Genomic DNA, 14621 nt, shown 5'->3' with positions numbered 1-14621 from the left:
AGCAGTATGGAGCAAGACGACAAGCAAGTGGCAGAAACTGGGGCAGATGCCCATTCTGACGCGGTCGCAACACAAGACGAATACAAACAAAAGCGCTTGCGCGACAATGCGATTTATTTGTTGCCCAATGCGTTTACCATCGCGGCCTTGTTTTGCGCGTTTCAAGCGATTATTTTGGCCACCGTGCACAATGAGTTTGAAAAAGCCGCGTTTTACATTTTTGCCTCGATGATTTTGGACGGCATGGACGGCCGTGTGGCGCGCATGACCAACAGCCAAAGCGCGTTTGGCGAACAAATGGACAGTTTGGCCGATATGGTGAGCTTTGGTGTGGCACCGGCTTTGGTGGCGTACAAATGGCAGTTGTTTGATTTTGGCCATTTGGGTTTGGCGGTGGCGTTTATTTACTGCGCTTGCGCCGGCTTGCGCTTGGCCTTGTTCAATACCTTAATTGGCAAAGTTGACAAACGCTGGTTCATCGGCGTGCCCAGTCCTACCGCTGCCGCTTTGATTGCCGGCTTGGTGTGGGTATACCATGAGTTTGCTTATATTCCGGGCATCAAATATGTGTGCTTGGTGTTGACGCTGTTTGCCGGCTTGTCGATGATAGTACAAATCAAATTCTGGAGCTTCAAGGAATTGGGTGTGCGCCGCAAAGTGCCGTTCTTCACCATGCTCATCATTGTGGCGGTGATTTTGCTGCTGTTCTGGGAGCCATCACTGATTTTGTTCTTGTTCTTCTTGGCCTACAGCCTGTCAGGCTATGTGATGTGGGCGATGCAAAAACTCGGTGTGGGCAAAGCCAAAACAGCTTAAACATGGTTTGACCCTATTAAAAAGCGGCCTGTAAATCGTTTACAGGCCGCTTTTGTGTGTTTTCAAATCAATTCATCATATTACATCCAACCCAAAGCATTGATGGGTTTGTTGTCGTTGAATTTGATGAAGCCGGCAATGGAACGGTAGATATACCAAATGCCTACGGCGATGATGATGATGAGGCCGATGCCTATTACCGACAATACCGCGCCTATCACATAACCAATCAAACTGATCCAGAACGTGCGGATTAAATAGGTGATGTGGTCTTCGTATTCGGTGCCGGCAAAATCGGCACGCTTCACATACGCCATGATGACGCCGACGATGGAGGTAATGCCCACCAAAATGGCCACCATGTACAAAATGTAAATAATCATCGTGTATTGGCGCAAGTCGGTGCCGCCAGACGATGGTTTGATGGGACTGTGAGTGGGGGCGGCGGTGGCCTGAACGGCTGCCGTTTCTTCGCTAGGGGCTGGGCTTTGCGGGTTTTGTTCAGATTCAGACATGCTTACTCCTTTTAAGGGCTCAGGTGGTGAAACAGACTTAGATTGCCTACTCAAATGCAATGGTTTATAGCATATTTGCCGCGACTTGCGCTAACTCAGGGTAATTGTTTTCATCTTAGCCTATAATAACGCATTTGATTGATTTTAGTGACGGCCCTCCCATGACCGAATTGCAAAACGATGTGTTTTTACGTGCTTTATTGAAACAAGATGTGGATTACACACCTGTGTGGATGATGCGCCAAGCGGGGCGTTACCTGCCTGAATACCGTGCCACGCGTGCCCAAGCCGGCGATTTTTTGTCTTTGTGCAAAAACACCGAATTGGCCACAGAAGTGACGATACAGCCGTTGGAACGCTTTGATTTGGATGCGGCGATTTTGTTTTCCGACATCTTGACCATCCCCGATGCCATGGGCTTGGGTTTGTATTTTGCCGAAGGCGAAGGGCCGAAATTTGAGCGTCCTGTGCGCACTGAGGCCGATGTGGCCGCTTTGCAATTGGTGGACATGGACAAATTGCGCTATGTCACCGATGCGGTGTCCAGCATACGCAAGGCTTTGAATGGCCGTGTACCGTTAATCGGCTTTTCAGGCAGTCCGTTTACCTTGGCTTGTTACATGATAGAAGGCGGCAGCAGCAAGGAATTCCGTACCATCAAAACCATGATGTACCAACGCCCTGATTTGTTGCACACCATTTTGGATGTGTTGGCCGATTCGGTGATTGTGTATTTGAATGCGCAAATCGCCGCAGGCGCGCAAGCGGTGCAGATTTTCGACACTTGGGGCGGCGCGCTCAGCCATGTTGCTTACCGTGAATTCTCGTTGCGCTACATGCAAAAAATCGTTGCTGGCTTGCAGCGTGAGGCCGAAGGTCGCCAAGTGCCGGTGATTGCGTTCACCAAAGGTGGCGGTTTGTGGTTGGAAGCGATGGCCGATATCGGTGTTGATGCCTTGGGTTTGGATTGGACGGTAGACTTACAGGCCGCTCGTCAACGTGTGGGCGACAAAGTGACCTTGCAAGGCAATTTCGACCCCATGGCTTTGTTTGGCACACCAGAGTCGATAGAGCAAGAAGTGGCGCGCATTTTGGCCGAGTTTGGCGCAGGCAATGGCCATGTGTTCAATTTGGGCCATGGCATTAACCAACACACCAATCCCGAACATGCCAAGGTGTTGATTGATGCGGTGCACCGATTGTCTAAACCTTACCACGCAGTTTAAATAAATGTCTTAAAAAGCGGCCTGTAAACTCTTACAGGCCGCTTTTTTGGTTACACTCGGGTGCTCGCTTGCAAGGTGCTTGGCAAGCACCAGACACCATGGCTGGCGCTTATTCGCACAGTTACAATGCGGCGCCGTTACTGCACACCACAAACACACGATAAAGTCAGGGGAAAACATGTTGGATTTTTATGAAGTATTGGGCGTGCCCACCAATGCCACGTCCATGGACATTGAAAAAGCAATCCGTTTGGCACGCCAACGTGGCGATGTGGATGAAAAAATTCTCAGCCAAGCGCGCAATTTTCTCATCGATCCGAAAATGCGCAAGGCGTATGACAAAAAAATGGGCATCAATGCGGCCACGCGTGCGCGTGCACGCTCGGCCTTGAAATCGGACACGCCGTTTTGGATACCGGTATTGATTATTGTGGCCATCTTGGGTGCGGGCATGGTTGGTTTGCAATGGGTGCGCAAAGACGCGCAGGCCAAAAACGAAGAAGCGCAAATCCGCCACGCGCAGCAGCAAGCCAAGGCGCAAGAACGCATGGTCGATGGCAGCAGCAACGATGCCGATGTGCAAGTACGGGTGAAAGATTGGCACCAATCGAGCATCTCGGTGGACAATGAGGAGGCTCACGGGCCAGAATACATGCTGACGAGCAAGAAATTGCTGTCGGACAGCAGCGTGTTCAAAGAGATGAAGCTGGTGGTGTTCTTGCCGCAAGGTGAGCAAGCGCAATTGGTGATGTATGCCGATGGCCCTGTGTCTTGTTCGGGCGAGTGTCGCATCCAATTGGCGTTTGATGTCGATAACCGCTATTCCTTGCCGGCCAAAGCCAGTGACAACTATTGGATGACGCCGCTGAGCGACAGCGCCGTGAATGCGTTTCGCAACGATGGCGTGGTGAAGGTGACTTTGCCCGACCAAGACCACAGCCAATTTGAATTCTCGTACAAAGGATTGCGCCAATAATGAGCCCCATCACCACCTCGGAAACTTTGGTACTGGTACACACGGTATTGACGCTCAGTTGCGCCTTGCGTGTGCTCTACCACCAAAAGAATCACGGGGTGGCCTTGGCATGGTTGGGCATTTTGTTTGTGGCGCCGCTGATAGGGCTGATTGCCTACCTCATCATCGGCGAGCCCAAATTGGGGCGCACGCGCGAGCGGCGCAAGCAAGAAATCGTCAATTTCTACAATGAATTTACCGCCCCGAATTTTCGCAACGTGCCCAGCGATGTGGGTTTGTCGGACAAATGGCAATCGCTGGCGGTATTGGCGCACCACAGCACTGGTTTTCAAGCCTTAAGCGGCCATCAGTGTCAGTTCTTAAACGATACCGACGCCATGATTGCGGCGATGATAGACGATATTGAACGCGCCGAGCGCGCGGTGGTGTTGATGTTTTACATCATTGATGTCAAAGGTGAGGTGGAAAACCTGTTCCTTGCCTTGGAGCAAGCGGCGCAGCGCGGCGTGCGCTGTGAGATTTTGGCCGACAGCGTCGGCAGTGCACAGTTTTTCTCCACGCCGTGGTGCGAGCGCCTGAAAAAACAAGGTGTGTTGATACACCAATCCTTGTCCATCGGGCTGATTAAAGCCATCTTGGTGCGCAGCGATTTGCGCAACCACCGCAAGCTGTTGGTGGTAGACGAACACATTGCCTATACCGGCAGTTACAATTTGGTCGACCCGAAAGTGTTTAAGCAAGGTGCGGGCGTGGGGCAGTGGGTGGATGTGATGCTGCGGGTGCAAGGGCCGGTGGTGATACAATTGCTGGCGATGTTTTATGCCGATGTGGCGGTAGAGAATCGGCAAAACTTTGCCGACATTCAAGCTTTGTGGCGCGAGCGCTGGCCTTATGTCGAATCTGTCGGTTTACAGGCCGCCTCAGCCTGTTCGGTGTTGCAAACCATCCCCTCATCGCCCGACCAAAATCACTATGTGTTTTACGACACCTTGATTTGCGCTTTGCACCAAGCGCAGCGCGAAATCGTATTGACCACGCCGTATTTCGTGCCCGATGAAGCCTTGATGCTGGCCTTGACCGCCACGGCGCGACGCGGCGTCAGCGTGACTTTAATCGTGCCGCAAAAAGTGGATTCGTTTTTGGTGCGCTATGCTTCGCAAGCGTCGTATCGGCTGTTGTTGCAAAGCGAGGTGAAAATCGCCTTGTTTACCGGCGGTTTGTTGCACACCAAGAGCGTGGTGGTCGATGGCGAATTTGCCTTGTTTGGCACGGTGAACATGGACATGCGCAGTTTTTATTTGAATTTGGAATTGACCATGGCTTTGTACAGCAAGGCCGAAATCCACGCCCTGTCTTTGCAACAGCAAGCGTATTTGCGCGATTGCATTTACATCGATGCCACCCGTTGGCAACAGCGTTCGGTGTGGCGCACCTTATTGGAAAACACCGTGCGTTTGATGAGCCCATTGTTATAAAGGCGGCCTGTAAGTCATGTATTGGCATCAATTGGCACTGAACGTGCCCTTAGAACGTTTGTTCACCTATTCCCATCCCGAGCCACTGCCTTTGGGCACACGTGTGCTGGTGACCTTCCGCGGCAAGCGCTGCGTCGCCGTGGTGTGGGCGCACACCGACGAATTGGATTTCGACGCCAACAAAGTCTTGCCCATAGTGGAAGTGTTACACGACACGCCGCCGCTAAGCGAGGCATGGCGGGCGATGATGGCGTTTTGCAGCCGTTATTATCTGTATCCGATAGGTGCGACGGTGTTTACCGCCTTGCCGCAAGGCTTGCGCAACAGCGAGGCCTTGAGTCTGTCCGAGCCCAAGCGCTGGTATCGCTTTAATGAATTGGGCAAACAACACGCGCCCGAACCCGCGGCGCGCCATTACAAAAAACACGCGCTGTGGCAAGGCTTGCAGCAACAGCTGTTGGGTTTGGCCGAGCTGAAACAAATCCATCCGCAAGCGGGCAAAATCTTGCAAGAATACGCGGCGCAGCAGTGGTTAGACATCCACACTGAGCCGAGCGAACTCGGCTTTCACAGCGATTTTGTCCTCAATGCCGCACAGCAAACAGCGCATGCGGCGATAAGCGCCAAACTGGGCGAGTTTCAAGCATTTTTGCTGCACGGCATTACCGGCAGCGGCAAGACCGAGGTGTATTTTGCTGCCATGGCCGAGGTGCTCGCGCGCGGTCAGCAAGTGTTGATGCTGTTGCCAGAAATCAATCTGACGCCACAATTGCTTGCGCGCATCAACAGCCGCTTTTTTGGCCATGAGCCAGCGGTCTTGCACAGCCAAACGGCGGCTGGTGCGCGCAGCCATGATTTCATCCGTGCGATGACCGGCGAGGCCAAACTCATCATCGGCACGCGCTTGAGTGTGCTCACACCGATGCCAAATCTGGGCTTGATTGTGGTCGATGAAGAACACGATGGCTCGTTCAAACAGCAAAATGAATTGCGCTACCATGCGCGCGATGTGGCGCTGTGGCGCGCCAAGCAAGCGGCCTGTCCGATAGTATTGGGCAGCGCCACCCCGAGTTTGGAGAGTTGGCACAATGCCGCTACAGGCCGCTATCAATTGCTCAGTTTGCCTGAGCGTGCGAACGCGCAAGCGGTGTTGCCGAAAATCCACATCATAGACGTGCGCCAACTGCCGCTGGAAGAGGGCATGTGCGAGCCGGTGCGGCAAGCGCTGTTGAAGAATTGGCAGCGAGGCGGCATGTCTTTGGTGTATTTGAATCGCCGTGGCTTTGCACCTGTATTGGCTTGTACCGCGTGTGGCCACACATTTGACTGCCCCAATTGCTCGGCCAAAATGGTGTGGCACCAACGCCAACGCCAATTGCGCTGCCACCATTGCGATTTGCGCGAGGCGGTGCCGGTGTTTTGCCCCGAATGCCATAACAGCGATTTAACCCCGTTGGGTCAGGGCACGCAGCGGGTGGAAGAGGCGCTGAATGCCTTAATGCCACACGCGAACATTGTGCGCGTGGACAGGGACACCACCAGTGGCAAGCAGGATTGGCAACAGTTATATGAACAAGTACAGGCCGATGCGGTGGATGTGCTCATCGGCACGCAAATGCTGGCCAAAGGCCATGATTTTGCCCGCCTCAATTTGGTGGTGATTTTGAATGCCGATGGCGCTTTGTACTCCAGCGATTTTCGTGCGCCCGAGCATTTGTTTGCGCAATTGCTGCAAGTGTCGGGCCGCGCCGGTCGCGCCGAACAAAAAGGCAAGGTGTTGCTGCAAACGCAATTGCCCGACCATCCCTTGTTCGCCGCTTTGCAACAACACGATTACATCAGCTTTGCCGAGCAAGAATTGGCTTCGCGCCAGCTATACGAATTTCCACCGTTCAGCCATATGTTGGCGGTGCGCGTGGATGCGCCGCAGATGCATGAGGCGCAACAATTATTGCAACAAGTATTGGATGGTTTGGAATTGCCGGACGACGTGAGCGTGTTTGGGCCGGTGCCAATGTTGATGGCGCGTTTGAACGGGCGCGAGCGGGCGCAAGTGTTTGTGCAATCGCCGTCGCGCCAAGCGCTGCACAAGGCTGGGCGTTTGTTTCAGGCCGAGTTGACGGCGCTGTTGCCACACCAAAGCGCATGGCGCTACAGTTTGGACATGGATGTGCAAGATGCTTAAAAGCTCGTGAGCGTGTGCCCAAAGCCATAAAAGCGGCCTGTAAACTCGGATATGGGGTTTACAGGCCGCTGGTTTGATATGCGTGTGCTTAACGCAGGTAATCCGTTGGTGGAGAATCGAATTGCTGCAATAAATGTATCAAACCATGTGACCACTGTGCGCGTATGGTGCTCATGTAAGCATCGTCGCGCTCAATGCGTATGCCTTGTGGCATGCTCAAGCTGTCTTTCGGATACACCACCAAATCTATCGGGAAACCCACCGATAAATTCGAGCGTATGGTGGAATCGAACGACACCAATACTGCACGCAAGGCGTCGTCTATCGAAGTGGTATACGACACGGCGCGGTCGAGTATGGGTTTGCCGTATTTGCTTTCACCGATTTGGAAAAATGGTGTGTCTTGGGTGGCGGTGATGAAATTGCCTTCGTTGTATATCGAATACAATTTGGGCGCTTGCCCTCGAATTTGGCCGCCAATGAGGAAATTGCTGCCAAACATCGTGTCTTGGGTATGGCCAATTTGCTGCGAATCGTGGGCGATTTGGCTGGCACAGCGACCGACCAATTGCGCCGCATCGAACAAGGTTGGCACGTTGAGCAGGTTTTTTTCCACATTGTATTGTATGTCTTGTTGCAATAATTCGATGACCGCTTGCGAGGTGGCCAAATTGCCGGAAGTCATGATGAAGATGACCCGCTCGCCTTCAGTGGCAAAGCGAAACATTTTTTTAAACGTCGATACATGGTCAACACCCGCATTGGTGCGGGTGTCGCTGGCAAATATCATGCCTTCTTGCAAATTGAGGGCAACACAGTAAGTCATGCTCGGGCTCTATGGGTTGGGTAATGAAGCAGTTGAAGCCAAATTATTGGTCAATTGTGGACACATGTACAGTGAATTCCATTCTTTCTAAGCCGCCGCCTTGGCGCACACCGCGTATCGGCGCGGCATCGTTATAGTCTCGTCCCACTGCCAATTGCACATGGCCTTGGATGGCGTAATGTTGATTAGACACATCAAACACATACCATTTGCCGTCGACATACGCCTCAGCCCAAGCATGGCTGGCCAAATGGTCGGTGGAATTGGTGTAAATATAGCCCGACACATAGCGCGCGGGGATGCCCAACACGCGGCAACACGACAAAAACACATGGGTGTGGTCTTGGCACACACCGGCCTGTAAGGCAAACGCTTCGGCGGCGCTGCTGCCGACATGGGTGATGCCGGTTTGATACGGCATGTGCACTAAAATCGCCGCGCTTAAAGCTTGTAAATCGGCCACAGAGGCGGCCTGTAAACCTTGGCAAAAAGCCAAAATGGCGGCATCAGGTTCCGTCAATTCGGTTTGGCGCAAATACATCAGCGCCGGCAAGCTGTCGTCAATTTGGTATTCGGTGCCATTGTCGATGTGCACCTCGCCTTGTGCCAATACCGACAACTCTTGGTGCGGCTGTTGTAAGGTGAGCAAATTGCAGACATTGTTAAAACCATCAAAGCCACGGCTGCTGGTATTGGGCAGGTTCAATTGCCAAAAAACCACCCGTTGGTGCGCCAAATTTTGCGGTGTCATGCGGATGAGCTGGATGCTTTTCTTGCTGAAATGCTCGTAAAAATAAGTGGTGTTGTGGTGGATGGTGATGTTCATAGCCCGTCCTCAAATAAGGTTTCCAATTGTGCGGTCAGTTGGTAAAACTTCTGGCTGCTGGCCAAATACACCAATGCCTGTGCCGGCTGTTTCAAGGCTTCCCAAGCGCTGAAGGTCGGCAAACGCGTCACTGCATCGGCAAAAATGCGCAAGTCTTGGTCTTGAATGTCGCCATAGCGCAAACGCTCGTCTATGGTTTCCACCGCATGACCCAGCAGCCAAAACGTCGACACCGGTGCCGCATGTGCGTGCATGGCGGCATCGCAGGCACGAATTTGGAAACAGGCCGATTGCAAACTGCCCGACTGGTTAAGGCGATTCATCAATTGGAACAATTCAAACGCCTCGTCTTCAATCACCCCGCGCACCGCTTGGAAATTGTCGTTAATCAAGGCCAGATATTCGGGGATCACCTCGGTATTGATGTGGTGGGTAAAATTGTGTTGGTTAATCGGATTTTGAAAGCCGACATGGCGCAACATCGGAAACAGTGCCGATGGGTGATTGTTGTGGCTGCGTTCGTTCAAACAAGTGGTGCGTTGCATGTAACGGCCCAGCCAGTACAAATGGTAGGCATTGGAAAGCAGTAAATTCATGACAAACCTCCATTGCGCAAGACCCAAGTGTCTTTGACACCACCGCCTTGCGACGAATTGACCACCAACGAGCCTTCACGCAAAGCCACGCGGGTCAAACCGCCCGGCACAATGCGCACTTGTTCCGGACTGGTGAGCACAAACGGGCGCAAATCCACATGGCGTGGGGCAATGCCTTCTTCCACGCAACTGGGGCAGGTGGACAAAGACAAAGTGGGTTGGGCGATAAAGCCTGCAGGGTCGGCGATGATGCGCAAACGGTAGGCTTCGATTTCCTCGCGGGTGGCTTTGGGGCCAATCAACATGCCATAGCCACCTGAGCCTTGGGTTTCTTTCACCACCAATTCGTCTAAATGTGTCATCACATAGTCGAAATCGTCTTTTTTGCGGCATTGCCAAGTGGGAACGTTGCGCAAGATTGGTTCTTCTTGCAGGTAAAATCGAATCATCTCGTCCACATACGGGTAAATTGACTTGTCATCGGCCACGCCGGTGCCGGGGGCATTGGCAATCATCACATTGCCGGCGCGGTAAGCACTCATCAAGCCGGGAACGCCCAAAATCGAATCGGGGCGAAAGGCCAATGGGTCAAGAAAGGCATCGTCCAAGCGCCGATACACGATGTCCACTTGTTCGCGTCCGCCTATGGTTTTGATGTAAACCTTATTGTCTTCGACGAACAAATCGTAGCTGTTGGCCAAAGGCACGCCCATTTTGCGCGCCAAAAACGTGTGTTCGTAATAAGCGCTGTTGTAACGACCAGGGGTCAAGACCACCACTTCGGATTCGGTTTGCCACTGCACTCAATCAGGCTTTGCAACAACATGCTGGGGTAATGGTGCACGGGCGCGATGTCGAATTCCTCGAACAGCTCAGGCAATAAGTGTTCGCTGATTTGGCGGCTTTCGAGCAAATACGAGATGCCGGAAGGGGTGCGCAAATTGTCTTCCAACACATAAAACTGCCCATCTTCATTGCGCACCAAGTCTATGCCACTGACGTGGGTGTAGATGGGTTGTGGCAAGTCGATGTCGACCATCCACGGCTCAAAGCAGTCGTTCACGAGGATTTGTTCTGCTGGTATGATGCCAGCAGCAATGATGTTTTGTTGGTGGTAAATGTCGTGAATAAACGCATTCAAAGCCTTGATGCGCTGGGTACAGCCGCTTTCCAGTATCTCCCAATCTTGTTGGGTAATGATGCGCGGAATGATGTCAAACGGAATCACCCGTTCGGTGTTTTTGGCATCGCTGTAAACGGTGAAGGTGACGCCTTTGCGGTGAAACGCAGACAAAGCCTGCTGATTCAGCGTCATCAGCTTGAAATGGCTGTTGGTTTCCAGCCAGCGGTGCATGGCTTGGAAGTGAGAGGGATGGCTGCGCAGCGCATCGACCTCGTTGAAAAACATTGCTTCTTGGGGCATACAACCTCCTAATGGGTGTGTTGAATGGCCCTCTCTCAAGAAAAACAGTCTTTTTTATGTAATTGTGATAACTTGGCTTTTAGCTCTTGTGTTTTCATCATAACGACAAATGCTGCATGACAACAATGTGTCAAGGTCTCATTTCATGAAACAAATAAACAATCCATTGAATATGTTGAATAAAAAATTAATTCATTTGTTTCACCATCAACCAAAGCCGCTATTCAGTCTTACTCTGGCTGCACTGGCGGTGGTATGTTCACCGACCGCACTGGCGCTGGATTTAAGCGGCCTGAAAGACAATGAGGTGGCGGTGTTTGTGCAAAACATGGACACAGGCCGCACCATAGCGGAGCACCGCGCCGATGCGGCGATGAATCCGGCTTCGACGATGAAGCTGCTCACCGCTTGGTACAGCCTCAATCGTTTAAGTCCCGATTACCGCATCCGCACTTATTGGCACAGCAAGGCCAAGATTGAAAACGGCGTGTTGCAAGGCGATTTGGTTTGGCGCGGCAGCGGCGACCCAACGTTAGACCACAATGCGCTGCAAGAAATGATGCAGCAATTGCAAGCGGCGGGCGTGCGCCACATCCAAGGGCAGTTGGTATTGGACAAAAGCCTGTGGCAAAGCGTGCCCACGGCTGAGGCGTTTCACGATGACAGCGACGCCGCGTTTACCGTCGACCCCGATACGCACATGCTCGACTACCATGTGGTGTGGCTGCAATTCACCAATCAAGAGCAAGAGCGCTGGAAATTGTTTCCGCAATTGGCCGGCGTCAATGTCGACGACAGCCAATTGCGCTGGAATGGCCAAAAAAACTGCGGCCTATTGAAAAATCGAGTGCAAAGTCAGTGGTTGGGCAGCACCATTTTGCTCAAAGGCAGCATCAATGCGGCCTGTACCGATCAAACCATGTACAGCAAAGGCGTGGTCGGCGATGAGTTTGTGTATCGGGCGTTCAGTGGCTTGTGGCGCGGCATGGGCGGCATGGGTGCCGATTCGTACCGTGTCAGTACCACGCCGATTGCGGCGGGGCGCATCTTGGCCAAACACCAGTCTGAACCTGTGGCCAAGGTGGTGGAAACCATGAACAAGTATTCCAATAACGTCATCGCCCGCAGCTTGGTGATGCTGTCGGACACCGGCAATAAGGTAGAGGCTACGCAAGCGCTGCAGCAATTGCAGCAGCAAATGAACAGCGATGGCATTAACGATGGCCAATTGGTATTGGAAAATGGTTCGGGCTTGTCACGGCGCGAACGCGTCAGCGCGCGCATGATGGGCAGCTTGCTCAATAAAGCTTATCACAGCCCTTACCGTGAGCCATTTTGGAACAGTTTGCCCATTGCCGGCGTCGATGGCACGCTGCGCAAACGCTTTAAGCCGCTTACAGGCCGCTTGCATTTGAAAACCGGCACGCTCGACAATGTGCATGCCTTGGCAGGTTATGGCGTGGACGACGCGGGGCAAACGCTGGCCATCGTGGTGATGGTCAATGGCAAAGACACGCCGCAAACCTTAACGCAAATGGACAATGTGGTGACCAAAATCATGGCCATGCCACATTAGTCTGGGCACTGCCCTTGCAATTTGTGCCGTTTGCCCCTATCTTGGAATCACGTTTTGTTAACGGGACAGATGCGATGCAAAAAGTGATTATGTATACTACCGCCCAGTGCCCATTTTGCACCATGGCAAAAAATTTGCTCAAGCAAAAAGGCGTCAACGAAGTGGAAGAAATTCGCATAGACACCGATCCGAAAATGCGTGAACACATGATGGACATTACAGGCCGACGTACCGTGCCTCAAATCTTCATCGGTGACACCCATGTAGGTGGTTTCGATGATTTGAATGCGCTCAATCGCGCCAGTAAGCTGGACCCTTTGCTCGCTGGCGAATAATTTGTAACTTAGATGGAAAACCAAATGGCAGAAGAAAACCAAGCAGTTGAAACCCAACCTGTGTTCAGCATTGAAAAAATTTACGTAAAAGATTTGTCTTTGGAAGTGCCACACGCACCGCAAGTCTTTTTGACCAATGAATCACCCGAAGTGGAAATGAAAGTTGCCACCCGCGGTGAATTGATTGAAGAAGGTTTTTACAATGTGAGCGTGACCGTGACCGTGACCGCCAAATTGGAAAACGAAGACAAAACCATGTTCTTGTCTGAAGTGACACAAAGCGGTATTTTCCGCATTGCCAACATCGACGAAGAAGACATCAACTTGTTGTTGGGCGTCGCTTGTCCTAACATCTTGTTCCCTTATGCTCGTGAAGCGATTTCAACCACGGTAACCCGCGCTGGCTTCCCACCAGTGATGTTGGCGCCGATTAACTTCGAAGCCATGTACCAATCACAAGGCCAAGCGGTTGAAGGCAACGCTTAAGCCTTATGCAATGATAAAAACACCATCTTGTTCAGCAAGGTGGTGTTTTTTTATGCATGACACGCATGCGGGACAAGGCCGTTGGAGTGGTGGCGAAGATAACAATGTGGCTGAATCTGGGCGTGGACAGGGGGGAATCATAGCGCGTGAACACCGCAGCGAATCGCCGTATTGCGTCAAAACCGCGCACATTGGCAATGGCAATCCCACAATCCACTGTGGTGCGGAGAATGCGATGCCGTGCCACTGAGCCGTTTGAACGCGTCAGCGCTGCGCCAATTTCAGTGATTGTGCCTAGACTGCTACGGCATCTGTTCGGCCAGCGCGTGTGCGGACTTGTTTTAATCCCATTCTGTGCCTTAAGCGCGGGGCAATGAGATGGGCATCAACAGCGCTGTCTTGTTCAAGGCATCAATTGGAACCAAGCGCACTTCTTATAAGCGGCCTGTAAGTTTGTTTATGGCATCTATTTATAACTCAGCTCACTCTCTTACAAAAGCGGCCTGTAAACCATTCACTATGGCTTTACAGGCCGCTTTTGTGTGGTTTAAGCAAACTGCGCGTGCATCAAGACGCGTTTGAATGCGTATAAAGCGGGCATGTGTGGAAACGCTTGTTCTATGCTGTGTTTGAAGGCGGCGATAAACGCCGCATGGGCGCTGGTAGGCAAGTGTTCCAAATACGGGATAAGGGCGGAGCCGGCGATGAATTGGTACAAGTCCTCGCTGCTGGCGGCGATTTGTGGGTAGACTTTTTGGTATAAGGTCATCGTTTGGGCTTGGGCGCCAAACAGTATTTGGGCGTAATCGTCCAATTCCAATACTGAGCTTGGGCGGTGCCAGCCTTGTAATAAGTCGGCATACGGCGCTTGTTGTGCCAACAAGCCCAGTAATTGGTTCAAGCGGTTGTGCGCTTGGTTGGGCATTTGCACCGCCAATTGTCCTTGCGGTCGCAACTTGTGTATCAATTGTGGCCACAGAATCGTGTGCCCATCCAGCCATTGCAACGAAGCATTGGCCACCAACACATCGGCGCTCTCGCCGTTGGCGACATAGTCTTGGATGGTTTGCTGGCGAAATTGTACGCGTGCGTGGGTTGGTGCTTGTTGCAACATTTCGGCCGAATTGTCTATGCCGATGACTTCTGCATCCTCGAAACGCTCGGCCAGCGCCAGCGTTAACTCTCCGGTGCCACAGCCCAAGTCGACAATGCGCATCTGCGCTTGTGGTCGTATGTGGGCGATTAAATCAAAAAACGGCTGCTGCCGCTCGGCTTTGAATTGGTCGTATACCTGCGGATTCCATGGCATGGCGGGCTTTCATTGGCTCTGACGGTGTGTGCCAGCATAGCAAATCCGTTA

The 14621-nt window shown here is 52.3% G+C and carries 16 protein-coding genes; 9 read left to right on the top strand and 7 right to left on the bottom strand.

What is annotated here, in order from left to right:
- The first annotated feature begins 6 nt into the window (after positions 1 to 6).
- Positions 7 to 816: a CDP-diacylglycerol--serine O-phosphatidyltransferase gene (gene pssA, locus BN3003_RS17765; protein ID WP_082625721.1), complete on the top strand. Its 810-nt coding sequence runs from the start codon at positions 7 to 9 to the stop codon at positions 814 to 816.
- Positions 817 to 896: 80 nt separating this feature from the next.
- On the opposite strand, the gene BN3003_RS17760 is transcribed toward pssA, so the two are convergent.
- Positions 897 to 1331 (bottom strand): DUF4870 family protein, encoded by a 435-nt coding sequence (locus BN3003_RS17760; RefSeq protein WP_234333119.1) that lies wholly within the window; start codon positions 1329 to 1331, stop codon positions 897 to 899.
- 161 nt (positions 1332 to 1492) lie between these two features.
- On the opposite strand from BN3003_RS17760, the gene hemE reads away from it, so the two are divergent.
- The 4 genes from hemE (at position 1493) to BN3003_RS17740 (ending at position 7193) form a co-directional block, all read left to right on the top strand.
- A complete protein-coding gene (gene hemE / locus BN3003_RS17755; protein WP_058357947.1) occupies positions 1493 to 2557 on the top strand; it encodes a uroporphyrinogen decarboxylase in 1065 nt (354 codons plus the stop codon).
- A gap of 178 nt (positions 2558 to 2735) precedes the next feature.
- The gene (locus BN3003_RS17750) at positions 2736 to 3533 is read left to right on the top strand and encodes a J domain-containing protein (RefSeq protein ID WP_058357946.1); all 798 of its coding nucleotides are present in this window, start codon (positions 2736 to 2738) and stop codon (positions 3531 to 3533) included.
- Complete coding sequence (cls, locus tag BN3003_RS17745) at positions 3533 to 5008, top strand: cardiolipin synthase (RefSeq protein ID WP_234333118.1); 1476 nt, start codon at positions 3533 to 3535, stop codon at positions 5006 to 5008. Before BN3003_RS17750 ends, cls begins: the two co-directional genes overlap by 1 nt.
- Before the next feature lie 16 nt (positions 5009 to 5024).
- On the top strand, positions 5025 to 7193 hold the full coding sequence (locus BN3003_RS17740) for a primosomal protein N' (RefSeq protein WP_058357944.1): 2169 nt from the start codon (positions 5025 to 5027) through the stop codon (positions 7191 to 7193).
- A gap of 88 nt (positions 7194 to 7281) precedes the next feature.
- On the opposite strand, the gene BN3003_RS17735 is transcribed toward BN3003_RS17740, so the two are convergent.
- The 5 genes from BN3003_RS17735 to BN3003_RS19380 are packed head-to-tail and all read right to left on the bottom strand — an operon-like array spanning position 7282 to position 10864.
- The gene (locus BN3003_RS17735) at positions 7282 to 8019 is read right to left on the bottom strand and encodes a proteasome-type protease (RefSeq protein ID WP_058357943.1); all 738 of its coding nucleotides are present in this window, start codon (positions 8017 to 8019) and stop codon (positions 7282 to 7284) included.
- Positions 8020 to 8062: 43 nt separating this feature from the next.
- On the bottom strand, positions 8063 to 8845 hold the full coding sequence (locus BN3003_RS17730; protein ID WP_058357942.1) for a transglutaminase family protein: 783 nt from the start codon (positions 8843 to 8845) through the stop codon (positions 8063 to 8065).
- Complete coding sequence (locus BN3003_RS17725; RefSeq protein WP_058357941.1) at positions 8842 to 9441, bottom strand: hypothetical protein; 600 nt, start codon at positions 9439 to 9441, stop codon at positions 8842 to 8844. The genes BN3003_RS17730 and BN3003_RS17725 overlap by 4 nt, the downstream gene beginning before the upstream one ends.
- Positions 9438 to 10244 (bottom strand): circularly permuted type 2 ATP-grasp protein, encoded by an 807-nt coding sequence (locus BN3003_RS19385; protein WP_267886156.1) that lies wholly within the window; start codon positions 10242 to 10244, stop codon positions 9438 to 9440. The genes BN3003_RS17725 and BN3003_RS19385 overlap by 4 nt, the downstream gene beginning before the upstream one ends.
- On the bottom strand, positions 10208 to 10864 hold the full coding sequence (locus tag BN3003_RS19380; RefSeq protein WP_267886155.1) for a circularly permuted type 2 ATP-grasp protein: 657 nt from the start codon (positions 10862 to 10864) through the stop codon (positions 10208 to 10210). Before BN3003_RS19380 ends, BN3003_RS19385 begins: the two co-directional genes overlap by 37 nt.
- Before the next feature lie 145 nt (positions 10865 to 11009).
- Here BN3003_RS19380 and dacB point away from each other — a divergent pair, with 145 nt between their 5' ends.
- The 4 genes from dacB (at position 11010) to BN3003_RS17700 (ending at position 13511) form a co-directional block, all read left to right on the top strand.
- A complete protein-coding gene (dacB, locus tag BN3003_RS17715; protein ID WP_058357940.1) occupies positions 11010 to 12440 on the top strand; it encodes a D-alanyl-D-alanine carboxypeptidase/D-alanyl-D-alanine endopeptidase in 1431 nt (476 codons plus the stop codon).
- 74 nt (positions 12441 to 12514) lie between these two features.
- Positions 12515 to 12775, top strand: a complete 261-nt coding sequence (gene grxC, locus BN3003_RS17710) for a glutaredoxin 3 (RefSeq protein ID WP_058357939.1) — start codon at positions 12515 to 12517, stop codon at positions 12773 to 12775.
- A gap of 24 nt (positions 12776 to 12799) precedes the next feature.
- A complete protein-coding gene (gene secB / locus BN3003_RS17705) occupies positions 12800 to 13261 on the top strand; it encodes a protein-export chaperone SecB (RefSeq protein WP_058357938.1) in 462 nt (153 codons plus the stop codon).
- A gap of 52 nt (positions 13262 to 13313) precedes the next feature.
- Positions 13314 to 13511: a hypothetical protein gene (locus BN3003_RS17700; RefSeq protein WP_058357937.1), complete on the top strand. Its 198-nt coding sequence runs from the start codon at positions 13314 to 13316 to the stop codon at positions 13509 to 13511.
- Between the two features lie 297 nt (positions 13512 to 13808).
- Here the strand turns inward: BN3003_RS17700 and BN3003_RS17695 are convergent, their stop codons facing one another.
- Positions 13809 to 14570, bottom strand: coding sequence for a methyltransferase domain-containing protein (locus tag BN3003_RS17695; RefSeq protein WP_058357936.1), 762 nt, complete (start codon positions 14568 to 14570; stop codon positions 13809 to 13811).
- Positions 14571 to 14621: the final 51 nt, after the last annotated feature.

It is taken from the genome of Vitreoscilla massiliensis, assembly GCF_001457815.1.
GTDB classification, from domain to species: Bacteria; Pseudomonadota; Gammaproteobacteria; order Burkholderiales; family Neisseriaceae; genus Vitreoscilla; species Vitreoscilla massiliensis.
This window is presented reverse-complemented; position numbering and strand designations above follow the sequence as displayed.